The sequence below is a fragment of the Thalassospira sp. SM2505 genome (genome assembly GCF_054901115.1).
This window is the reverse complement of sequence record NZ_CM142731.1, coordinates 615013-637485: the sequence shown is the minus strand read 5'-3', so window position 1 is coordinate 637485 and position 22473 is coordinate 615013. Positions and strand designations below refer to the sequence as shown.

Below are 22473 nucleotides of genomic sequence, written 5' to 3'. Positions count from 1 at the left end.
CGGCGTTCTCCATCTTTCCGACTTCGAACTGGGTCTCCAAACGCACTTGAATTTGCTGCATTGGAGCCTCGACATGACGACTGATCTTTCCTCAACCGCCACCGCCCTGTTTGAAAAGATGCGTGCGACCAATCCGCTGGTCCATTGCATCACCAACTATGTCGCAATGAACTATGCCGCCAATGTCCTGCTGGCAGCCGGTGCATCGCCCGCGATGGTGCATACCCCCGAAGAATCCGGTGAATTTGCCGCAATTGCCAGTGCATTGACGGTCAATATCGGCACCCTGTCACCCCACTGGGTCGAAGGCATGATTGCCGCGGCCCAATCCGCCAATGCGGCCGGAAAGCCCTGGGTGCTTGACCCGGTGGCGCATTTCGCGACCCGGTATCGCCGCGACGTTGTCGCAGAATTGCTGAAACTGAAGCCGACCGTCATTCGCGGCAACGCGTCCGAAATCATCGCCCTTGCCGGTGGACAAAGTGCCGGTCAGGGCGTCGATAGTGGCGATCCCGTTGAACAGGCCGAAGGTGCTGCACGCGCCCTTGCCAATGCACAGAAAGCCGTTGTCGCAGTAACCGGCGAGATCGATTTTGTCACCGATGGCACCCGTGCGGTTCGTATTGCCGGTGGTTCGCCGCTGATGCCGAAAATCACCGCCATGGGCTGTGCGTTGACCGGACTTGTTGGGGCCTATGTCGCGATTGCCAAAGATCAGGCGTTTGAGGCCACTATTGCCGCCCTGACCAATTTTGCCGTTGCCGGAAGCATTGCCGCGCAATCCGCAAACGGCCCGGCATCTTTCATGACGGCCTTTGTTGACGGGCTTCATAATCTTGACGCCACAACCTTTAACGACACTGCACGCATTGAGGCCCTATGAAATCCTTTGATCTGTCGCTTTATCTGGTGCTTGATCCCGATCTGTGCCGCACCCATTCGATGGTTGAAACAACCATGGCAGCCATCGCGGGTGGTGCAACCATCGTTCAGCTTCGCGATAAAAAGGCCGGGACCGAGGGGCTTATTCGCATTGGCCGGGAACTGATCGAAGCCATGGCTGGCACCGGGGTCCCGCTTATCGTCAATGACGATATCGAAGCCGCAATTGCGATTGGCGCAGACGGGCTGCATGTCGGTCAGGATGATTTGCCATCCCAAACGGCCCGTGAACGACTGGGACGTGACAAGATCATCGGCCTTTCGATCGAGGATGAAACGGTCGCACGCAAGGTCGACCCGGGCATTGTCGACTATGTCGGCATCGGCCCGGTCTTTGCCACATCAACCAAACCCGACCATAAACCCGCCATCGGATTTGATGGTCTGGCTGATCTGGTAAAGATCGCCGGTCTGCCTTCTGTTGCCATTGGCGGTCTGAAAAAAATCATGTCGAACCGATCTTTGGCGCCGGGGCCAATGGCATTGCGGTTGTATCGGCCATTTGCGGCCAACCCGACCCCGAAGGCGCCACCCGTGCCATCGCCGATGCGATTGCGGCACTGAAATAGCCCATCGATATCAATATCCTAAAGACAGGGTCGCGATTGCGCCGACGGTCCTGAATACTTTCATCCCCTGCCCGATCACCCCGTCTGGCAGGGGGTGATTTTGGGGCGCGCGCATGGCTGCCCCTCGCGACTTGCACGAAACCGCACGGAAATGCCTCAATTGCGCCGCTAATTCTCCGGCTTCGGGGTGCATCTTGGTTTCATGAGAACGATGCACACAAGCGCGAGGGATGTCATGTTGAAATCTATGCGCAGCAAAAAGCCGGTTGCCATTGCCCTGATCTGTATCCTGACAGGAACAACAGCCGCTGTGGCTGCAATCCGGATTGCGCCGAAACCGACAACTGATAGCGTTACAATCAATTCTGAAAAACCGGCCGGTGAAGTCATCCTGACCCATCAGGACGGGACAATCGCGCTCGATCGGGACTGCCATACCTTTCCATGCAAGCTTGATATCTCGTCGCTGCCAACCGGCGAATATGCCGTCATGATTCGCAATGGCACCGATATCGAGCATCGCAATGCGCTTTATAAGGAATAGGCCCTCGCACTTGCTCGGCAAGTTAAACCGATGAGACTCGAAGTCGAAAATTTTTCGACAAATCTCTGGAACGTTTCGCCCGCCCGACTGTTTAGTCATCAGAATGCGCAACGCCATATTCGCACTTGATCGCCGATTTCCCGGCAATTTCCAGAGAGCGCATTGCATAACGGGCCCATCAAGCTAGATAAAGGCCCAGAGGCACCCTCCCTGCCCGGGGAAATGATCCCTGCAACAAAGGTTTCCAACAGGTTGCACGGGATTTTCACTTTCACCCAAGGTGCAAAAAGGGATATGTTGCGTTACCGCACAGACCAATAATGAAAGTCGAGGAACTGTATCATGGCATTTGAACTCCCAGCACTTCCGTATGCATATGACGCGCTTGCACCGGTCATGTCGTCTGAAACCCTTGAGTTTCACCATGACAAGCACCACAACGCATACGTTGTGAACGGCAACAAGCTGCTCGAAGGTTCGGGCCTTGAAGGCAAGTCGCTCGAAGAAGTCGTTGTTGCATCCTATGGCGACGCTTCCAAAGCAGGCCTGTTCAACAACGCTGCCCAGCACTGGAACCATATCGAGTTCTGGCAGATGATGAAGAAAAACGGCGGCGGTAACATTCCGGGCGAACTGGAAAAGAAAATCGTCGAAGATTTCGGCTCTGTTGATGCCTTCAAGGAAGCCTTCATTCAGGCTGGCGTTACCCAGTTCGGTTCGGGCTGGTGCTGGCTGGCAATGGACAAGTCGGGCAAACTGGTTGTGACCAAAACCCCGAACGCGGAAAACCCGCTGGTTCATGGTCAGACCCCGCTGCTCGGTTGTGATGTTTGGGAACATTCCTACTACATCGATTACCGCAACGCGCGTCCGGACTATGTCAAAGCTTTCCTCGACAGCCTGGTAAACTGGGAATATGTCGCAGAGCGCTTCTCCAAAGCTGGCTAATCAGCCCTGCTTTGAGACAAGATTAAAGAAAGCGGCTCCTTCGGGGGCCGTTTTTTTTTAAAACTCGTCAGGCCAACGTCGTGCTGTATGCAACACCGCAATTATGGTCACCGTATCTTCTTCAAGGCCATAGGCAACAAGATAGGGCGTGCCATTCACGATCATTTCGCGTGTTTGTTCCACGCGTCCGACACGACCTATGAAGGGATGGGTGGCAAGCTGGGAAACAGAACCTGATATCAACTGATAGGTTCTGAGGGCTGCGGTTGGATTGCGATCCTCTATGTAGTCAAGGATATCGCGCAGGTCATCAATAGCCCGACTGTCCCACCGAATGCGCATCAGGAATGCTTGTCTGCAAAACGTTGCTCAAAAGTGGCAAGCACATCTTCATGATCAATCAATGTTGCGCGACCCTCGGCAATGCTGCGCGCACGATCCGCAATCAGGTTCACTTGCCATTCCTGATGATCGGCGTATTGCCGAAGAGCATCATTGATGATGCTTGAACGTGTCTGCCCGAATGCATCAGCAAGCTTATCAAGCCGCTTGCGCAAATCTGCATCAACACGCACCGCCATTGTATCTTTGCTCATGACCGACCTTCCGATTGCGATGTAATACAACGTATTCTATCGCAATCGGAAGCAAATAAAAACCCCGCCAGCGAACTGGCGGGGTTTGGATCGAACCTGATCGGACGAGTGATCAGATATCGAATTTGATGCCCTGAGCCAGCGGCAGCTCGCGGGAATAGTTGATCGTGTTGGTCGCACGACGCATGTAACCTTTCCAGGCATCCGAACCCGATTCACGACCGCCACCGGTTTCTTTCTCGCCACCGAACGCACCGCCGATTTCTGCACCCGACGGGCCGATATTGACGTTGGCAATACCGCAATCGGAACCAACTGCCGACAGGAACAGTTCGGTTTCACGAACATCGGTCGAGAAGATGCAAGATGACAGGCCCTGCGGCACACCGTTCTGAAGCGCGATGGCTTCTTCCAGGGTTTCATAGGTCATGACATAAAGGATCGGAGCAAAGGTCTCGTTACGGACCGTCTCGGTCTGAGCCGGCATTTCAACCACAGACGGGCTGACATAGAAGGCGTTCGGATATTCAGATTCCAGCACGCGTTCGCCACCATGCACAACGCCACCATCTTTCTTGGCATTGGCAAGGGCAGTCTGCATGTTGTTGAAGCTGTCTTCATCGATCAGCGGACCAACAAGGGTGCCATCGGCAAGCGGATCACCGATTTTGACCGACTTGTAGGCAGCAACGATTTTCGGAAGCAGCTGATCCTTGATGTCCTTGTGAACGATCAGACGACGAAGCGAGGTGCAACGCTGACCACAGGTACCAACAGCCGAGAACACAACCGCGCGAACGGTCATATCAAGATCGGCCGACGGGGTTACGATCATGGCGTTGTTGCCGCCAAGTTCCAGAATGGTGCGGCCAAAACGTTCGGCAACACGCGGGGCAACTTCGCGGCCCATGCGGGTCGAACCGGTTGCCGAAACCAGTGCCACGTCGTGGCTGTCGGTCATGGCTTCGCCGATCTTGCGATCACCGATGACGATCTGATGCAGGCCTTCGGGCGCATCACCGAATTTCGCCAGTGCCTTTTCAAAGATTTTCTGGCAGGCAAGGGCGGTCAGCGGGGTCTTTTCCGACGGTTTCCAGATCACGGCGTTACCGCAAACCAGCGCAAGCGCGGTGTTCCAGGACCAGACCGCAACCGGGAAGTTGAACGCCGAAATCACGCCAACGACACCCAGCGGATGCCAGGTTTCCATCATTTTGTGGCCCGGACGTTCGGATGCGATGGTCAGACCATAAAGCTGACGCGACAGACCGACTGCGAAATCGCAGATATCGATCATTTCCTGAACTTCACCAAGACCTTCCTGATAGATCTTGCCGCATTCAAGCGACACCAGACGGCCCAGCGGTTCCTTGGCAGCGCGCAGTTCTTCGCCCAGAAGACGGGCCAGTTCACCGCGACGCGGACCCGGAACCTGACGCCATGCACCGAATGCCTTTTTGGCATTGCTGATGATGTCGGTCATCTCGGCCGGATCGGTTTCAGCAACAACCGCAATCTCGGACCCGTCAACCGGGGTCTGGACCTTAAGGGTGCCATTGGCGATCTCGGCGTCAGTCAGACCAAGCTCGGTCAGGATGGATTTGAAACTCACAGTAAAACTCCCTTCTTTTTAAACTTTCCGGTGATCACCACCGGCCATTCCGTTTGATATCGTTCCGCGATCTATGCGACTTGCGCCACCTTGGGCAGAAGCTTGGCGATGATGGCAAAGGCCTCATCAACCTGATCGAACGGAATGGTCAAAGGTGCCAGCAGGCGCACCACATTGGCGTGTTCACCACTTGGCATTAACAATAGCCCGCTTTCACGCGCCAGTTGCAACAGGCTTTGCAGACGATTGGGCGACGGTTTGCCATCATCTGCAATCATCTCGAAGGCGCGCATTGCGCCAATTCCGCGCATATTGCCGATCACATGCCCGCCGGGCAGATCGCGCAACCATGCGATATGGGTCGCGTATTTTTCGCCAAGCTGCTTGGCACGACCCAGAATGTTTTCAGCTTCGAGCACCTCGAACACACCGGTTGCAGCCGCGCAGGCAACCGGGTTACCCGAATATGTCCCGCCAAGACCGCCCGGTGCGAGTGCGTTCATCACATCCTCGGCCCCGGTGATCGCGGCCAGCGGGAAACCACCGCCAATCCCCTTGCCCATGACAAGGATATCGGGGGCCACACCGGCATGCTCGATGGCAAACATCTTGCCCGTGCGCGCAAACCCAGACTGGATTTCATCGGCAATCAGAACCATGCCGTTTTCATCACACAGACGACGCAACGCCACAAGGAATTCGCCGTCACAGGCGCGGAAACCGCCCTCACCCTGAACCGGTTCGATGACGATGGCCCCGACCGATTTGGGATCGGCAGAAACCGCAAACAGTTTGGCGATGGCATTCATCGCATCCTCAACCGATACACCGGTTTCCGGGCAAGGATATGGCAGATGCCAGACCGGCCCCGGAAGCGGCCCAAGACCGGTTTTATAGGGCTTTGTCTTGCCGGTCAGTGCAAGGGTCGCAAGGGTTCTGCCATGAAACGCCCCTTCAAAGGCGATCACCCCGGTCCGGCCGGTAAAGGCACGGGCCAGTTTCAGGGCGTTTTCCATGGCCTCGGCCCCGGAATTGGTCAGCATCGACTTTGCCGGGCCTTCAATCGGGCAGTTTTTCGCCAGCCAGTCGGTGACCGCGACATAGGGTTCATGGGGCAGCGCGTTAAAGCAGCTATGGGTAAAACGGTCGCACTGGGCGATCACACGATCCATCACAACCGGGTTGCGATGGCCAACAGTCAAAACACCGATCCCGCCAACGAAATCGATATAGCGATTGCCTTCGCTATCCCAGGCTTCAGCATTCAGTGCGCAGTCAAGATAGACAGGATGCACATTACGCACCCCGCTCGAAACCGAGACGGTCTGACGATCACGAATGGAAGCGCCAAGAGTTCCAGCAGTTTTGTTAGCATCATCACGGGGCATTGGGGCCTGCTCCGACCATTGGTTTAAGTATCTGATTTCGCATATTCGTTACGAAATCGAATTAAATAACGTTAAGTTCGAGAACCGGGGCATTATCCCGGATACGCTCATAGCCGAAGACCGACAGATCAAGGGTCTGATAGCCGCCCGTGGTGACGAGCTCGGCAATCCCGCGACCAACCGCCGGGCTTTGCTGCAACCCGTGGCCCGAGAAACCATTGGCAAAGACAAAGTTCTTCACATCGGTATGACGGCCAAGGATCGCGTTCTGATCAAGCAGGTTATAGGAATAGTGACCGGCCCAGGCATTGACGACCTTGATCGCCTCAAACCGTTCACAACGCTCATACAGGCCCGGCCAGATGATGTCGTCAAACAGGCTGTGATCGACTTCGAAATCCCAGCATTCCGGATCACGATCCTTGGGCGGGGCGATCCCGGTGATGAAAAACTCACCTTCAGGACGGACATAAAGCCCGCTCGGATCGATCAGCATCGGACAGGTCGCGGTAATGTCGGCAGCATCGCGGCAGTTAAATACGAAAATGCAGCGTTTGCGCGGTTCGACCGGAATTTCAAGACCAGCCATTTTTGCAACCCTGGACCCGCCGGTTCCGGCCGCATTGATCAGGGTGCCACAGCCAAACCGACGCCCGTCTTTCAGGACAACACCGGTAATCTGATCGCCTTCGCGGGTGACTTCAACGACTTCGCCGTCGATATATTCGGCACCGCGACTGCGGGCCTGTTTGCGGAAAGACTGCATCAGGGAATAGGCATCAAACCAGCCTTCGCCCGTGCGGCCCCAGCAGCCAGCCGACAGATCGGATGTATTCATCCACGGATATTTGGCGGCCAGTTCATCGGGTTCCATCCAGACGATATCAGCACCAAATTCGGTCTGGGTCGCGTGGTTCTGCTTGAGGATGTCACGGCCCTGATCGGTTGCCAGAATAAGATAGCCTTTTTCATGCAGGGCAATGTCGACTTCGGGATCAAGGTCGCGCTTCAGATTGCGCAAGAACTCGATGCCATAAGCCGACATTTCGATATTGACCGGGGTCGAAAATTGCTGACGGATCGACGCCGCCGAAAGGGTCGTCGAACAGAATTCGTAATTGGGATCTTTTTCGATCACCAGAACCCGGCCCTTGAAATCATCCCGGCCGGTCAAATGCCATGCGATGGAGCTGCCAATAACCGCACCACCGACAATGATCACATCATAATTTGCGTCAACAGAACCCATTCTCGCCTTCTACCCGATAAATTGTTGAAGCCTTCCGGCCACTTTCATCCCGGACATTTTATGGTTGGTGCGCTGGATGCGATCCCTGTCCGGAACGGGGAGACATCCTTCCGAAACATTACAAACTGATCACATTCCAGCGCGATGGCCCTTGGCCTGAACGCTTCATATGGTGGCGCGAGGAGGCTTGGAACCGTTTAAAACGTTACGCCTTGGCTGAACAGCAAACAAACGATATATTCGCACCATATCATTCCATTTTGTTATGAACCGGAATTTCCATGCGCCGCTTCCTGCCGTCCCTGACTGCCTTGCAATTCTTTGAAAGTTCGGCCCGTCATCTATCCTTTACCCGGGCGGCCGAGGAACTTAACGTCACGCAAAGCGCGATCAGCCGTCAGATCAGAACGCTTGAGGAATATCTGGGACGCGATCTGTTTCGCCGGGTCAAAAAACGCCTGAAACTGACTGCTGCGGGCGAAGCCTATGCAGCACAGGTGCGCGATCTTCTGGACCGGGCAGAGGCCGCAACGCTTCAGGTCATGGCCTATTCCGATGCGGGCGGGATGCTCAATGTCGGGACGTTGCCAACATTTGGTGCGCGCTGGCTTGTGCCACGTCTTGGCGATTTCAAGGCAACCTGGCCGGATATCCAGCTTAATCTGATCACCCAGACGCGCGAGTTCAATTTCGACCGCGAAGGCATCGATATCGCGATCCATTTCGGCGATGACAATCTGCCCGGATGCGTGTTTCACCGCCTGATGGGTGAAACCCTGATTGCGGTTTGCGCGCCCAAACTGCTTAAGGAAAATGATGATCTGCCGATTGCGCGCGAACGCGTGCGCAACTGCACACTTTTGCAACATTCCACCCGTCCACGCGCCTGGCAGGACTGGCTGGCAGCAACCGGCGTTGCCGTGGTCGACGAGCTTGCCGGACCAAGGTTTGAACATTTCCACATGGTCATTCAGGCCGCCGTTGCCGGGCTTGGATTGGCGCTATTGCCGGAATTTCTGGTGCGCGAAGAGCTTGAAAACGGGCGGCTCGTTGCCCCCTTTGATGTCTCGATCCCCAATCATCACGCCTATTACGTTGTCTATCCCAAGGAAAAGGAAAACAACTTTGCCGTCCGCGCCTTTCGCGACTGGCTGGTTGCGACCTGCAAGGCCGAACAGGAAGAACGCGGATCATCATCAGGCAACGCCGCCTGATCAGACCGCCTGACTGACCAGAACATGTCCGCCCTTGGGATCATCAATCGCGCGGATCGGACTTTTGAACACCGCTGACAGCAAGTCGGGCTGCATGACGTCTGCAACTTCTCCCTGTGCCACGATCTCGCCGGACTGCAAAACAGCGACCCGGTCGGCATAGGCCGTGACCTGATTGAAATCATGCAGGATCATCAAGACCCCGACATTGTTGTCGTGGGCTTCACGTCGTGCAACGGCCAGCAATGCGTGTTGATGGGAAACATCAAGCCCCGCTGTGGGCTCATCAAGCAAAAGGAACCGGTCAGAACCACACTGCGGGTCATGCACGGCATCTGATGTCACATCAAATCCACCCATTCCCCAGATTTGCACCAGGGCACGGGCCAGATGGACCCGCTGTTTTTCCCCGCCGGACAAGGCCGGATAGGGCCGATCTGCAAGATGATTGATATCGGCAACAGCAATCGCACGGGCCACCAGTTTCTGATCAAGCTGGCGCGTCGAGATTTTTCGAAACGGCGCACGGCCCAAGGCAACCACATCACGCACACCGAACGGAAATGTCATTGAGGCGGCTTGCGGCATCACCGCCCGCCTTTGCGCAAGGTTCAGGGCCGACAAGCTGGATATATCCTGCCCATTTTGCATGACGCACCCTTTGGCTGGTTGGTATTCACCTGCCAGCACACGCAGCAATGTGGATTTCCCGGCACCATTGGGGCCCAGAATTGCCAATACTTCCCCCGGCGCCAAAGCCAGCGAAATATCACGCAGCAAATGGCGGCCACGCGCCACAAAGCTCACGTCCTTTGCCATCAGGCTCATAATCTGCGCCTTTTCTTTTCACGCATCAGCAATCCAAGGAAGAACGGCCCGCCAACGATCCCCGTTACCAGACCAATCGGCAATTCTGCCGGCAATACAATGATACGGGCCACAGCATCCGCCCCGGTCAGCATGATCGCCCCGCAAATTGCAGATGCAGGCAACACATACCGGTTATCCGGCCCGGTCACTAGCCGCACCAGATGCGGGGCCACCAACCCGACAAACCCGATAATGCCCGACACAGCAACCGCTGCACCCACAACCAATGCCGTGGCAACGGTTGCCCGGCGTTTAAGATGTTCGACCTCGACACCAAGATGGCGTGCCTCGGCCTCGCCCAGCAAAAACAGATTAAGCGGTGTTCCCAGCGTCAGCAAATAAACGATGCCCAGGGTCATAATGATCATGGCGGGCATATCGGTCGGGCCGTTTCCGGCAAGCGCCCCCATCTGCCAGAATGTCAGACTGCGCAACTGCGCATCATCGGCCATATAGGTAAAGACACCAACACCGGCAAATGCCATGGCATTGATCGCCACCCCGATCAGCAACATGATTGCGGCATCGGTTTGTCCATCCTGGCGGGACAGAACCCGAATAACCGCCGTTGCAATGACCGCACCGCCAAATGCGGCAACCGGCACACCATAAGGCCCGATCACCGTATAGAAACTGCCCAAAATGATGTGACCGGCAACAATCATGGCCACCGCCCCCAAAGCAGCGCTGGCAGACACCCCGATGATACCCGGATCGGCAATGGGATTGCGAAACAGGCTTTGCATCACCGCCCCGGCAAGACCAAGCCCCCCGCCAATCACAATGGCCCGCAGAATACGGGGCAAGCGCAAGGTATCAAGAACACGGGCATCAAATGCATCAATACCAATGCCGGAAATACCGATGCGATGGGCCAGATGCGCAAGCACATCGCCCGACGCGATCGGCGCACCACCAATCCCGAGTGAAATCAGGACCACACTTGCCAGCACCAACATCATGAGGACAAGAACCACCACAGGTCGACGAACCGGCCCGAACTGCCGCAGCGATGATGCCATCAGCTTCACCGTTTTCATCGACCTTGTTCTTGCTTGTGCAGAAATGCCGCCACATCGCGGATTTCAGACGCGGATTCAGGCCCGAACCCGAGTATCGTTGACGATGAAACTGTCAGAACCCTGCCATTTGCCACGGCCTTGTTCAGCCCCAGAACCGGATCGGTTTTAAGGCCTTCGAAGCCGCCATATTGATCAACGGTTGATTGCGGCAGCAATACATAATCAGACTGATCTGCGGCGATGACTTCGGCTGATACCGGTTTGAAACCGTCAAACTCTGCCATCGGATTTCGACCGCCAACCAGATCAATGATTTCTGCAGCTGTCGTATGGTTCCCGGCCGAAAGCGGCTTACCATGACCAACAGCCATCAGGAATATGATACTTGGGCGGTTCGGCTCGACTACGGCCCCCAGATCGGCAATATCGGCACGAATCTTTTGTGCAAGTGTTTGCGCCTCGACAACACGCCCCAGTGCCGCGCCCGCAATGGCAATCGCATCGGGCAGATTTTTCATCTCGTCGAGTGATGGCAGTTTGACAATCGGTATCCCCAGATCACCCAGTTCCTGCAACACATTTTCCGGACCTGATTTCTCAACAGCGACAATCAGATCGGGCTTCAGGCTGATGATCCCCTCGGACGCCAGTTGGCGCATATAACCAACCTTTGGCAGGGCTTCGACCACCTCCGGTCGGGTACTGGTGGTATCGGTTGCAATAACGCTGTCACCGGCACCAAGCGCAAAGACAATTTCGGTCGCCGGGGCCCCGACCGTGATTACACGGCCGGGACGCTCGGTGCCATTGGCATTCGCACCAAGCATGGTGAAGCTGAAAATGGCACATAGAATTGTGGTAAATCTGCGCATCATCTACCCCGCGAGAGCATGCTCTTTGGCGTTAAAACGCGGCAGATCTTCTGCAAGCTTCTGCCATTCCGGATTCTCGGGATCCTTGGGTGCACGTTCGCCGCAGAAGATCGCAAAGTTGTTGAGATCTGCGTCATAAAGCTCGACCGTGGTGATCACACCTTCACGGACAGGTTTACGGACAATCCATGCCTCGGCAATCATGTCCATACGCAGATGCAGGGTGAAACGCGGGTCCATGACATTGATCCAGTCCCCCATCTCGCGGATGGTTTTGACCGGACCGGTATGGATCTGTATGGCACCGGCATTGCCAACAAACACCATGATCGGCAAACCGCTTTCCGATGCTGATTCCAGCATGGTCTTAAGCGCATCATTGCTCAGCCGTTCGGCAAATTCTGTCCCGACAAGACGCAGTCCCTGCTGTCGTCCGACATTGAAATCTTTCAGCAACCCGTGGAACTGATGCACATCGGTCATCTTGCGCCAATGGGCACGAAGATTATCCACATCGACCTCTTCATCCTTGCGCGTCACGGCTTTGGGCAACGGCGCCAGGGTTTCGATCCCCGGTTCCTGATTTTCCGCTCGGAATTCATCTACCAGCGCATCATATCCGGCTTCGTTCGATTTGGCGGTCAGGAAGATCTTGTGAATCGCCTGGCCTTCATGATCAAAAAACTGCAGGCTGCGACGGCGTCCTGCGCGCGGATTGTTGGTTTCTACCGCAAATCCATGGCCCCAACGCCCCAGAAACAGGCGAAGGTCTACATCACCATTCAGCACCAGTCCCATTTCACCATTGATGCTGACCGCCCCGAACGTTCCGATCTTTTCATGAACCACACTTGGATTGCGGGTCAGAATCTTGACCTCGCCCAGTTCTTCAAGACGTTTGATCAGGTCACCCCAATCCACATCCAGACGAATAACGTTTTTCCCGGTACCGGCTGCAACCAGTTCACCCTCGGTCAAACCAAGTTCTGATGCGATATCGACGGCATATCCTTTGGCTTCTCCGGCAGAAAAGGCCGCCCAGGCTTCCTGTGGTGTTTTGAAATTGTTTTCATTCATGGCGTTTTTATACCTCCTGAAAGATCAGACGATGCAAGACACGCATCGTCTGATCCTCGTGCGTTAGAATTTCATGCTTGCGGAAATTTTGAAGTTGCGGCCCGGCTCATAAAGCCCCTGATCAGCAACCTGATAATTGTGATCAAACAGGTTATCGATCCCGGCATTGACCGTCAGACCCGGAACGGTTTCGCTTGCATCCCAGCGGGCAAACAGATCGAAGGTTGCATAACCGGGAACTTCGCTGCCCGAAGCAATGCGGGTCAGGCGATCAACCATATTGGCGCGGCCGCCAAGTTCGACACCGTAATCCTCGAAGCGATACCCGCCCGATACAGCAACCTTGTCGGCCGGAATATTGGCAAGATTTTCACCGGTACGGGTGTTTTCCCCACGCAAACGCGATGCGGCCAAACCGGCAAAGACAACACCGGTGTCATAACTTAGCTCTGCTTCGAAACCTTTGATTTCAGCTTCGGGAACGTTGACACTTTTGGTTTCGGAACTACCGAAAGTCGCACCTTGCTGTTCGATGTAGTCTTCGATTTCGTTATGGAAATAGGCAACTTTGGCGCGGAAAGCGTCGCCCGCCGTCAGAAGGTTGTCAGACTTGAAGTTTGTCCCGAATTCCCAGGTCTTGGCCTTTTCAGCTTCCAGATCGGGGTTGGCGACAAAATTGTTGCCCGGGAAGTGATAACCGCTGGCATACATTTCGGTCATGGCCGGAGCACGGAACGCTTCGGCATAACTGACATAGGGCTGCATCCAGGACGTCACACGGTAGCTTGCCGAGAAGCGCGGGGAAATCGCGCTGTCCTCACGCGACCGCTGACCTTCCGCCGACAGGTCATAGGAGTCAAACCGCACACCTGCGGTCAGATCAAGCGCGTCGGTAACTGCAAAGGCATTATCGACATAAACGCCATAGATAGTCATTTCCGCATCGGGAAACAGGTTGGCTACAGCAACGCCGTTACGACGGCCTTCCTGTGAATCCTGATAAAGCTCCCCGCCAACCGTTACTGCCAGTTCACGACCGGCCAGATCAAAGCGCGACGTGTTGTTGCCATCAATGCCGATGGTATCAAGTGTGCGTTCATCATGACGACCGTCGCTGACACGCTTTTCATCCAGATCCGTACGCATGCCATAGGCATTTACGTTTGCATCAATCCAGTCGTTACCCAAATCGTGATAGCTGTATCCCAGGACCAGCGAGGATTCTTCGCTTTCGCGATCCACAAGATAGTTGCTGGTGCTGTTTACAGCTGCACCACTATCCGGGGCAGCAGGCAACTGGTGATCATCGCTATAGCGCTGAACGCTCAGCGTCAGACGGCTCGCATCATTGATGTCGATCCCGCCCTTGAACATGCCATTGATGTAATCATCATCGGTATATTGCTGCTTTACGCCATCACCGGATTCAAAATTACCCGTGCTTTCGCGGGTGACGCTGACCAGAATGTCGGTATTGTCGGTCGGGCGACCATAGGCCATGCCATTTGTCGTCAAACCGTGATCAACAGACGCATATCCAACCTTGACCCGCGCACCAATTTTCTGGCCCGGATCAAGCAGATCATTGGCGTCCTTGGTAGTGAGTGCAATGACACCCCCCAATGCACCGGTGCCCTGCATGGTCGATGCCGCACCACGATAGACTTCAACCGATTTAAGAACTTCCGGATCGAAGAAGAAACGACCTTTGTGGCCAACACTCATATTGGCGCGGGCACCGTCAACACGCACAACCACACGGTCACCGGTCAAACCGCGAATGATCGGCTCCTGAACCGTGCTGCGCGGGCCACCATAAATCTCGACACCGGGCATTCCGCGCAAGATGTCGCTCAGATCGGATGGCTGACGTCGTTCCAGTTCTTCTTCATCGACAACCGAAATTGATGCCGGTGCGTCGATGACCGATGTTTCAAGCTTGTTGGCGGTAATCGTGATTGCATCAAGTGCAATGCTGTTTTCGGCAATCAGGACCGGTTGGTCGGTGGTTGCAGATACATCTGCGGCATCGGTGCCCGATATATTCGTAGCATCTTGCGCATATGCAGCAGTGCCAAGCGCAAATGTTGATACTGTCGCCATAAGCAAGCGCACAGACTTGTTGAAAGCCATAATTTTCCCCTGTAAGGCAGCTTTGGTACCGATTTCGGCTGGCTGGCTGGCTTGTGCGGGGCACTGGCGCGCTGGCTGGCAAATCTGGTCAGATTTGATTGTGTGGCGTTAGTTAGACGCCTTATTTCGTCAGGATTAGCTTGTTGTTCGACGTCATACGAAGGCGGTATTCGTCTCCCTGATGGATAATAATGACCTCGCGGTCAGTTCCCATCAGTTCTTCCACCTGAATATGTTTCGCCTGAGCTGGGACGCCCGTTTTTTCAATCCTGCCTGTGATGTCAGGCATCACAAACTCCTTGTTTATGCACCGACTATATTAATAATGATTTGCATTCCTATATTCAATTGCGAATGAAAGTCAACTGCGCAGTTGCGCCAAAACATGAATGCGGGTCAATTACCGTCCCATTATGTGACAAAGGCCACATTTCCGGGTTGGAAATATGGCCTTTTGCATAAGGACCCTGAACTGATGGCGGTGAGGGAATACTACCTAGTTGCTGACGCCGATCTTCTCGGACGAACCGGCACGCATTGCAGCGACAAGCTGCACTGCAACCATGATGAACAGGAAATAAAGCGCGACCTGCCAGTCGCCCAGAAGATCATGAAGGGCGCCAAACAATACCGGACCAATCGCCGCAAACAGATAGCCGACGGATTGCGCCATCCCTGAAAGACGGGCGGAAGTTTGCGGATCAGCCCCGCGCATCCCCACCAGCGTCAAGGCAATGCTGATCATGCTGCCCTGACCCAGACCAAGGCATACCGCCCAAAGATAGGGAAGCTCGGTCGTGGCAAACACAAAGCCCGGAATCGCAATGATCAGCGGGATATGCAGCACCAGCATCGCCAGTTTCTTGTTGGCAATTTTCGAATAGATCAGCGGTGCCGCAAAGGCTGCAGGAATACCAAAGACGTTAAAGATCGACAAAAGTGTTGCGGCCTCGGCCTCGGTAATGCCGTGATCGATGAAAACCTTCGCAAGCCAGGCAACCCCTGTGTAAAACATCAGCGACTGACAGCCAAAGAACAGCGCCAGCCACCATGCTTCGGTATTTTTCCAAAGCGATATTTTGGCATTCATCGCCGGTGCCGGGGCCTTGTGGCGATAGCGCAGCATCGGCAACCAGCAGACAAAGGCAATGGCTGCAAATACCGCCCACACACCCAGTGACCAGCGCCAGTCCCCATCTGCGGCATTTCGTATCGGAATAGAAATGAATGCGGCAATGGTCGCGCCACTCGACATGGTAAAGGTGTAAAGGGCGGTCACAAAGGCAACATGGGTCGGGAAGCTGCGCCGCACCAGCGACGGAGTCAGCACATTCATCACTGCAATCGCAGCACCCAGAATGATCGTCCCTATCACCATGATGTCATAGGCTCCGCTGGCACGAAGCCCCTGCCCAAGGGCAATAAACAGCAACATCGTAAGAAGCGTTGCCTCAAGCCCGAATTTTTGTCCCAGTCGCGGTGCAAAAATCGACAGAACCCCGAAACTCAGAACCGGCAATGTGGTCAAAAGACCAAGCTGGGTTCCCGACAGCGACAAATCCGTTCCGATGATCTCAGCCAACGGACCAAGCCCGACAATACTGCCACGCATATTTGCGGCCAGAAGCAAAATGGCAAACAAAAAGCCGATATGCGCGCCAAGCCGGTGAAATCCGCGCCCGGCGTCGCTGTTCTGGTCGGTTGATGGGGCCGTCTTGTCAGTCATCGGAAAACTCCGTCTGGATCAGTCATGATCCGGGTTACGTCGTGATGGTAGCACGATCAGAATACGTAAATTCAGGAATGCATCAGACCGCCCTTATACAAAAGCGGTCACCCCCCACAGAACCCGAAGGGCAATCAGAACAAACAGAATGGCAATGATACGCTCGATCCAGGACGCGTGATCGCGCAACCAGGGCAAGACCGCCCCGTGCGATAACCCGATCGCCACAAGGCAATACCACGCCGCATCAATTGCTGCGGCGGTAAAGGCCAGAATGAACTTGCCGCTCCATTCAAATTCAGGCGACACGAACTGGCTGAACAGCGCAAGAAAGAACAGGGCAATCTTGGGATTAAGGAAGGCGATCATAAAGCCGTCACGTGCAGCCTGCCCGACCGAGCCGGAAAGCGCACCGGCACCCTCGACATTGAACTTCTCGCCCGATCCCGCTGCCCGCCATGCCTTGATCGCAAGCCAGATCAGATAAAGCGCGCCAAGAATACTGACCGCATTGTGAAAGACCGGCACTGTCTGAAACAGGATGCCAAGGCCGGTCATGGTGATCACGGCATAAAAGCCGATGCCCAGTCCATGTGCCAATGCACAGGCAAAACCCGCCTGACGCGATTGCCCGACAGAATAGCGCAGAACAACTGCCAGGCTTGGACCCGGCGTCATCGCACCCAGAACACAAATGGTTGCAACAGACAACCAGGCGGCAAAGCTCATGACGTTTCCCTTTGGTGGCGCAGGTTTCAAACCCGCCTCGTTTAGCTGCAAAGCTAGCGGCTTGCCAGAACCGTTTCAACGGAAATGAACTATCGCTATGATGGCGCCCTGCGTCACCTCGCATATGGTTGAACAATTCCCGCAAATCACGGTTTTAAATGATGTTTCTGCTGCTCAAGAACGCCAATGTTTTCGCCCCTGCCCCGATGGGCATCAATGATATCCTGATCTGTAACGATAAAATCATCGCCATCGCCCCGGATCTGGTTGTGTCGGTTCCGGGCGAAATCAAAACCATTGATCTTGGCGGCAAGCTAACAGTTCCGGGCTTTATTGACGGTCACGCCCATCTGATCGGGGGTGGCGGCGAAGGCGGATTTGCGACCAGAACCCCCGAAGTCGCGATTGGCAACCTGATCGAAGCGGGCATTACATCAATCTGTGGCCTGCTGGGCACTGATGCCGCCACCCGCCATATCGCATCGCTTTATGCCAAAACCAAAGCCCTTCGAACCGAGGGTATCTCGGCTTGGTTCTTTACCGGGGGCTATCGGGTGCCGTCCCCGACCCTGACCGGGAATATCGGCGATGACGTGACTTTCCTTGATGCCTGTATCGGCCTTAAGACGGCAATTTCCGATCATCGCAGCAGCCAAAGCACCATCAAGGAGCTTGCCCGGATCGCATCACAGTCGCGCATCGGCGGCATGACGTCGGGCAAGGCCGGGTCGGTTGTGGTCCATCTTGGCGATGGTGACGGGCATTTTGATCCTTTGATTGGCGTGATTGAAGATACTGAAATCCCGATTGCCCAGTTCATCCCGACCCATGTCAACCGCAAGCGCGCCTTGCTTGATGCCGCCAGGGACTGGGCAAAGCGGGGTGGCAACATCGATTTCACCACCGGGATTGATGCCGAACCCGATCCTGCCGGATCCGTTAAAACATCGACCGGCATTGCCGAGTGCCTTGCCGATGGCGTGCCCCTTGATCGCATTTCGATGACCTCGGATGGCAATGGATCGCTTCCCGATTTTGATGCGCAAGGCAATATGATCGGCCTGACCGTTGCCGGATTTGATACCATACCGCGCGAATTTGCCGATCTTGTCGAACGCGAAAAGCTTGATATCACCACCGCACTTGCACCGATCACGCTCAATCCAGCCCGCATGCTGGGGCTCGATGGCTTCAAGGGACAGCTCAAGACCGGCTTTGATGCCGACATTCTTGTTCTCGACGATGCCCTGGCACCTGAGACGGTGATTGCACGTGGCAAACCAGCAATGATCAGCAAGGAACGCCTGATCAAGGGCACGTTCGAGGCTTAAACACTGATATTTCATTGAATTTGACTGTAAAAAGGCATCGAAACCGGCATATCCCCCCCGGAGCGGTGCCTTTTTCTTGTCATATATGCCCGAATTAACGCGCAATAAGGTCAAACCCCGCTCGTATTTACCCGTCAAGCTTTTGCCAAGACACAGGCAAACCAATGACCTGTGCCAAAATGACGGAAAGGACACGAGAGATGCGACAGACAGCCGTTACTCTGGCCGTTGCAAGCGCATTGGGGCTTTCAGCTTGTAGCGGATTGAATGACCGTAATCAGAAGATGCTCAGCGGTGCTGCAATTGGCGCCGGTGTTGGTGCTGTTGGCACCGTCATTACAGGTGGCTGCGTCACCTGTGGTGCCGTGATCGGCGGTGCCATCGGCACAGGTGCCGGTTACATCATGCATGAAAACGAGCAGGCCCGAAAATGATCAGAAAAATTATCCTTTTGACCGCAGCGCTCGGTCTTGCAGCGCCAATCGGCATTTCCACCCCGGCAAAGGCCGATCCACCACCATGGGCACCAGCCCATGGCTATCGCGCCAAGCAACATAAACACCATGGCGACAAGCACCGCTATAACTACCGGCCACGCGAAGATATCTTTGTCTCGAATGGAAGCTTCCTGCGCTGCAACCGTGACACAATCGGCGCACTGATCGGTGCCGGATCGGGTGCTGCACTCGGTTCGACCATCGGCAAAGGTGATGGACGGACTGCGGCGATGATCGGTGGTGCCATTCTGGGCATGCTGGGTGGCTATAGTATCGGCCAAAGCCTTGATCAAAGTGATCTGGCCTGTACCGGTTATACCTTGCAAAATGTACCGGACGGACGGTCTGTGCGCTGGATCAATCCGGATTCGGGCAACAGCTATAATGTTATGCCCACCCGCAGCTGGCAAAACACCAGCGGACGCTATTGCCGTGAATATAGCGCAACCGCCGATATCGGCGGAAGACAGCGCGAAACATACGGCACCGCATGCCGTCAGCCCGATGGATCCTGGCAAATTGTGTCATAAAGACGCGTCTTTACGTCGATAGATCAATTGGGAATTTCTCCCGTGAAAGCCCGGCACAGCCGGGCTTTTTTCATACTTTTCATCCAATTTTTGCATCTTAAAGTCACTTGAAATCAATGCCTTATTCGTCGCGCATATACCCTTTTCGTAATTTGATTTACGTTAACGTCACTTTGTATTACAGTCAGACAACAAACATAAAAAAATACAATCAAATATGAGGGAGGCGTTCGTGGATGACATCCTCGACACCGTAAAGGAAAAGCTGCCACAGCTGCGCGGTCTTAATGCCGTTGTTGCGTTTGACTGCGGCGATGACGGACATATCGTTGTCGATGCCACCGGTGATGAGCCGGTGATCAGCGACGATGATCTGTCGGATGCGGACTGCATTCTGAAAATCAAGAAAGCCAACCTCGAAAAACTGATCGCCGGAAAACTCGATCCGATGCTTGCCTTCACTTTGGGCAAACTCAAGATCAAGGGATCCATGGGAGTAGCGGCAAAACTGTCATCCATGCTGGACTGACAAGGGCCGAAACGATCCGTTCTGCGGGGGAAACATGCGGCAACGCATCTGGAAACGTAGCGTATCAGCTTTGATCACGGGTATTTTCACCCAATGTGCCGTTCTTTCGATGGCATCTGCGGGGGAAGTCCTGAATTTCCGCGTTCTCAAGGACGGGGAACCCATCGGCTATGAAAAAGTCGAAATCACGCCGACAGCATCTGGTCGCACCGTCAGGGTTGAGACTCTGACCGACGTCAGCGTGCTGTTTCTGAAATTCCATTATGACCACCAGCGCACCGAGCAATGGCACGATGACAAGCTGGTTTCGGTCGAAATCACCACCAATGATGACGGCACACACTACACCTGGCAGGCAAGCTATGATGAAGACTGCTATCAGCTCGCTGGCAAAGGTGTCGGGAAACGGAATGCCTGTGATGGTGCCTGGCCACTCAGCCTGTGGTCCGAGGACATCACGGTAAAAACCGATCTCTATAGCGTCATCAATGCCGAACCTTACGGGGTTCAAACCCGAAAGGTCGGTACAGAAAATGTGACGGTCGAAAACCGGGAAACACCGGCGACCCATTACATCATGTCGGGCGATATCGAGCGTGACCTTTGGTATGGTCCCGACGGGAAACTTCTGAAAACAAGCTTTAAAAGAAAGGGTTACGACATCGACTTTATCCGGGTTGATGCGATGACCCTTCAACAATAAAAGCGGGCGTTTTGAATCAAGAATTTGAAGCGTTAAAAGATTAAGGGAGAAACAAATGTCTAAGCTCAAGATGAGCTGCCTTGCGGGGGCAGCTTCGGGTACAGCAATTCTTTGTGCACTGGCGACCATCGGTACTGCACATGCATCGGGTTTTCAGGTCCGCGAAACCAGCGGCACCCTGCAAGGCTCAAGCTTTGCAGGCATGACAACCCTGTCAACCGATGCCTCGACCATGTCCTACAATCCCGGCACCGTCGGCCAGTATGATGAAACGACCTATAGCGCCGGTGTCACGGTTATCCGCCCGGTTGCCAAGGCGAAAAACACCCTTGCAACTGACGGGTCAAGAACAAGCATTGCCCAGACAGGTGGCGGCTACAAGGATATGGCACAGGATGCCGCAGTGCCAAACGCACATGCCGTCTGGAAACTGAATGAGAATATCAATCTTGGTGTTTCCATTACCTCTCCCTGGGGGTTGGTCACTGACAACGATTCCGATTTCAGCGGACGTTTCTTTGGGACAACTTCGAAGATCAAGACCGTCAATATCAAGCCCGTCGTCGCATACCGGTTTGACAATGGCCTGAGCATCGGTGCCGGTCCGCAAATCCAGCGTTTCGAAGCCCGTTTGGACAAGGCTGTTGCCTCACTTGCTGGTGCAAAAACAGAAGGCAACTCATCACTTAAGGGCGATGATGTCGGCTATGGCTGGACAGCTGGTTTGAACTGGGAACTGACCGAAGCCACCCGTCTTGGCCTGTCCTATAACTCCGAGGTCGAGCACAAGCTTGAAGGCACGATCAAGTTTGACAGTGCCGCCAAGGGTCTTTTGACCCCCTATACGGACCGTAATGCCACAGCCAAAATCACAACCCCGGAAGCCGTCGCATTCGGGATGTCTCACGATCTCAATGATCAGTGGACTTTGATGGGTGATGTACAATGGACCAACTGGAACTCGGTCGGCGAACTGGTGTTCAACTATGATGGTCTGATCAACAGCAACCTCGCCACAAGCGGCAGCACCACCGAATATTACAACTGGGGTACGTCCTGGTTCGGGGCACTTGGTGCGCGGTACCAGTATGATGAAAACTGGGCCTTTACCGGCGGTGTTGCCTATGACGAAACCCCGATCAAGACCCGCAACCGCAATGTGCGCCTGCCGGATTCCAATCGCTACTGGGTATCGTTTGGCACCAGCTACAAGGTTGCTGACTGGGTCGCTTTCAATCTTGGCTACACGCATATCTTCGCTGATACGGCACGCGTCGATCATACCTCGGCAGCACTTGGTAATTATGCGGCCGATTACGAGGCCAGCGTCGATATCATCGCTCTGCAGGCGAATTTCAAATTCTGATCTGCTATAATGCTTGGCACGGGGTG

The 22473-nt window shown here is 54.6% G+C and carries 24 protein-coding genes; 11 read left to right on the top strand and 13 right to left on the bottom strand.

Features of this window, described 5'->3' with window-relative positions; genetic code table 11:
- Positions 1-73: 73 nt before the first annotated feature.
- From thiM to ACTU44_RS02930, 4 genes are all read left to right on the top strand, one after another.
- Positions 74-883, top strand: coding sequence for a hydroxyethylthiazole kinase (thiM, locus tag ACTU44_RS02945; protein WP_462096620.1), 810 nt, complete (start codon positions 74-76; stop codon positions 881-883).
- Positions 880-1506, top strand: a complete 627-nt coding sequence (gene thiE / locus ACTU44_RS02940; protein ID WP_462096619.1) for a thiamine phosphate synthase — start codon at positions 880-882, stop codon at positions 1504-1506. The genes thiM and thiE overlap by 4 nt, the downstream gene beginning before the upstream one ends.
- Before the next feature lie 240 nt (positions 1507-1746).
- The gene (locus ACTU44_RS02935) at positions 1747-2055 is read left to right on the top strand and encodes a hypothetical protein (protein ID WP_258548584.1); all 309 of its coding nucleotides are present in this window, start codon (positions 1747-1749) and stop codon (positions 2053-2055) included.
- Positions 2056-2397: 342 nt separating this feature from the next.
- The gene (locus ACTU44_RS02930; RefSeq protein ID WP_114096533.1) at positions 2398-3003 is read left to right on the top strand and encodes a superoxide dismutase; all 606 of its coding nucleotides are present in this window, start codon (positions 2398-2400) and stop codon (positions 3001-3003) included.
- Positions 3004-3060: 57 nt separating this feature from the next.
- Here the strand turns inward: ACTU44_RS02930 and ACTU44_RS02925 are convergent, their stop codons facing one another.
- The 5 genes from ACTU44_RS02925 to ACTU44_RS02905 form a co-directional block, all read right to left on the bottom strand.
- Positions 3061-3345: a type II toxin-antitoxin system RelE/ParE family toxin gene (locus tag ACTU44_RS02925; RefSeq protein WP_462096618.1), complete on the bottom strand. Its 285-nt coding sequence runs from the start codon at positions 3343-3345 to the stop codon at positions 3061-3063.
- Positions 3345-3599, bottom strand: coding sequence for a CopG family ribbon-helix-helix protein (locus ACTU44_RS02920; protein WP_462096617.1), 255 nt, complete (start codon positions 3597-3599; stop codon positions 3345-3347). Before ACTU44_RS02920 ends, ACTU44_RS02925 begins: the two co-directional genes overlap by 1 nt.
- Positions 3600-3711: 112 nt before the next feature.
- A complete protein-coding gene (gene amaB, locus ACTU44_RS02915) occupies positions 3712-5211 on the bottom strand; it encodes an L-piperidine-6-carboxylate dehydrogenase (protein WP_181850138.1) in 1500 nt (499 codons plus the stop codon).
- Between the two features lie 71 nt (positions 5212-5282).
- A complete protein-coding gene (locus ACTU44_RS02910) occupies positions 5283-6599 on the bottom strand; it encodes an aspartate aminotransferase family protein (RefSeq protein ID WP_462096616.1) in 1317 nt (438 codons plus the stop codon).
- A gap of 61 nt (positions 6600-6660) precedes the next feature.
- Entirely contained in the window at positions 6661-7848 is a 1188-nt protein-coding gene (locus ACTU44_RS02905) for an NAD(P)/FAD-dependent oxidoreductase (protein ID WP_114096531.1), read from the bottom strand.
- A gap of 281 nt (positions 7849-8129) precedes the next feature.
- On the opposite strand from ACTU44_RS02905, the gene gcvA reads away from it, so the two are divergent.
- Entirely contained in the window at positions 8130-9062 is a 933-nt protein-coding gene (gene gcvA / locus ACTU44_RS02900) for a transcriptional regulator GcvA (RefSeq protein ID WP_114096530.1), read from the top strand.
- Here gcvA and ACTU44_RS02895 read toward each other — a convergent pair whose 3' ends face one another.
- From ACTU44_RS02895 to ACTU44_RS02860, 8 genes are all read right to left on the bottom strand, one after another.
- Positions 9063-9890, bottom strand: coding sequence for a heme ABC transporter ATP-binding protein (locus tag ACTU44_RS02895; RefSeq protein ID WP_462096615.1), 828 nt, complete (start codon positions 9888-9890; stop codon positions 9063-9065).
- Complete coding sequence (locus ACTU44_RS02890) at positions 9887-10972, bottom strand: FecCD family ABC transporter permease (protein ID WP_462096614.1); 1086 nt, start codon at positions 10970-10972, stop codon at positions 9887-9889. Before ACTU44_RS02890 ends, ACTU44_RS02895 begins: the two co-directional genes overlap by 4 nt.
- Entirely contained in the window at positions 10969-11826 is an 858-nt protein-coding gene (locus ACTU44_RS02885; RefSeq protein ID WP_462096613.1) for a heme/hemin ABC transporter substrate-binding protein, read from the bottom strand. Before ACTU44_RS02885 ends, ACTU44_RS02890 begins: the two co-directional genes overlap by 4 nt.
- Positions 11827-11829: 3 nt before the next feature.
- Positions 11830-12903, bottom strand: a complete 1074-nt coding sequence (locus ACTU44_RS02880) for a hemin-degrading factor (RefSeq protein ID WP_462096612.1) — start codon at positions 12901-12903, stop codon at positions 11830-11832.
- A 63-nt stretch (positions 12904-12966) separates the two neighbouring features.
- Positions 12967-15036, bottom strand: coding sequence for a TonB-dependent hemoglobin/transferrin/lactoferrin family receptor (locus ACTU44_RS02875; RefSeq protein WP_336079889.1), 2070 nt, complete (start codon positions 15034-15036; stop codon positions 12967-12969).
- A 121-nt stretch (positions 15037-15157) separates the two neighbouring features.
- Complete coding sequence (hemP, locus tag ACTU44_RS02870; RefSeq protein ID WP_462096611.1) at positions 15158-15325, bottom strand: hemin uptake protein HemP; 168 nt, start codon at positions 15323-15325, stop codon at positions 15158-15160.
- A 207-nt stretch (positions 15326-15532) separates the two neighbouring features.
- On the bottom strand, positions 15533-16762 hold the full coding sequence (locus ACTU44_RS02865) for a CynX/NimT family MFS transporter (RefSeq protein WP_462096610.1): 1230 nt from the start codon (positions 16760-16762) through the stop codon (positions 15533-15535).
- A 93-nt stretch (positions 16763-16855) separates the two neighbouring features.
- Positions 16856-17491: a LysE family translocator gene (locus ACTU44_RS02860; RefSeq protein ID WP_114096523.1), complete on the bottom strand. Its 636-nt coding sequence runs from the start codon at positions 17489-17491 to the stop codon at positions 16856-16858.
- A 158-nt stretch (positions 17492-17649) separates the two neighbouring features.
- On the opposite strand from ACTU44_RS02860, the gene iadA reads away from it, so the two are divergent.
- The 6 genes from iadA (at position 17650) to ACTU44_RS02830 (ending at position 22447) form a co-directional block, all read left to right on the top strand.
- Positions 17650-18822 carry a beta-aspartyl-peptidase gene (gene iadA, locus ACTU44_RS02855; RefSeq protein WP_462096609.1) on the top strand — a complete coding sequence of 391 codons (1173 nt, stop codon included), beginning with the start codon at positions 17650-17652 and terminating at the stop codon, positions 18820-18822.
- A gap of 200 nt (positions 18823-19022) precedes the next feature.
- Positions 19023-19256 (top strand): hypothetical protein, encoded by a 234-nt coding sequence (locus ACTU44_RS02850; RefSeq protein ID WP_114096878.1) that lies wholly within the window; start codon positions 19023-19025, stop codon positions 19254-19256.
- Complete coding sequence (locus ACTU44_RS02845) at positions 19253-19849, top strand: RT0821/Lpp0805 family surface protein (protein WP_462096608.1); 597 nt, start codon at positions 19253-19255, stop codon at positions 19847-19849. The genes ACTU44_RS02850 and ACTU44_RS02845 overlap by 4 nt, the downstream gene beginning before the upstream one ends.
- Positions 19850-20081: 232 nt before the next feature.
- On the top strand, positions 20082-20378 hold the full coding sequence (locus tag ACTU44_RS02840; protein WP_114096521.1) for an SCP2 sterol-binding domain-containing protein: 297 nt from the start codon (positions 20082-20084) through the stop codon (positions 20376-20378).
- Between the two features lie 34 nt (positions 20379-20412).
- Complete coding sequence (locus ACTU44_RS02835; protein ID WP_114096520.1) at positions 20413-21081, top strand: DUF6134 family protein; 669 nt, start codon at positions 20413-20415, stop codon at positions 21079-21081.
- A gap of 55 nt (positions 21082-21136) precedes the next feature.
- Complete coding sequence (locus tag ACTU44_RS02830) at positions 21137-22447, top strand: OmpP1/FadL family transporter (RefSeq protein WP_114096519.1); 1311 nt, start codon at positions 21137-21139, stop codon at positions 22445-22447.
- The last annotated feature ends 26 nt before the right edge of the window (positions 22448-22473 follow it).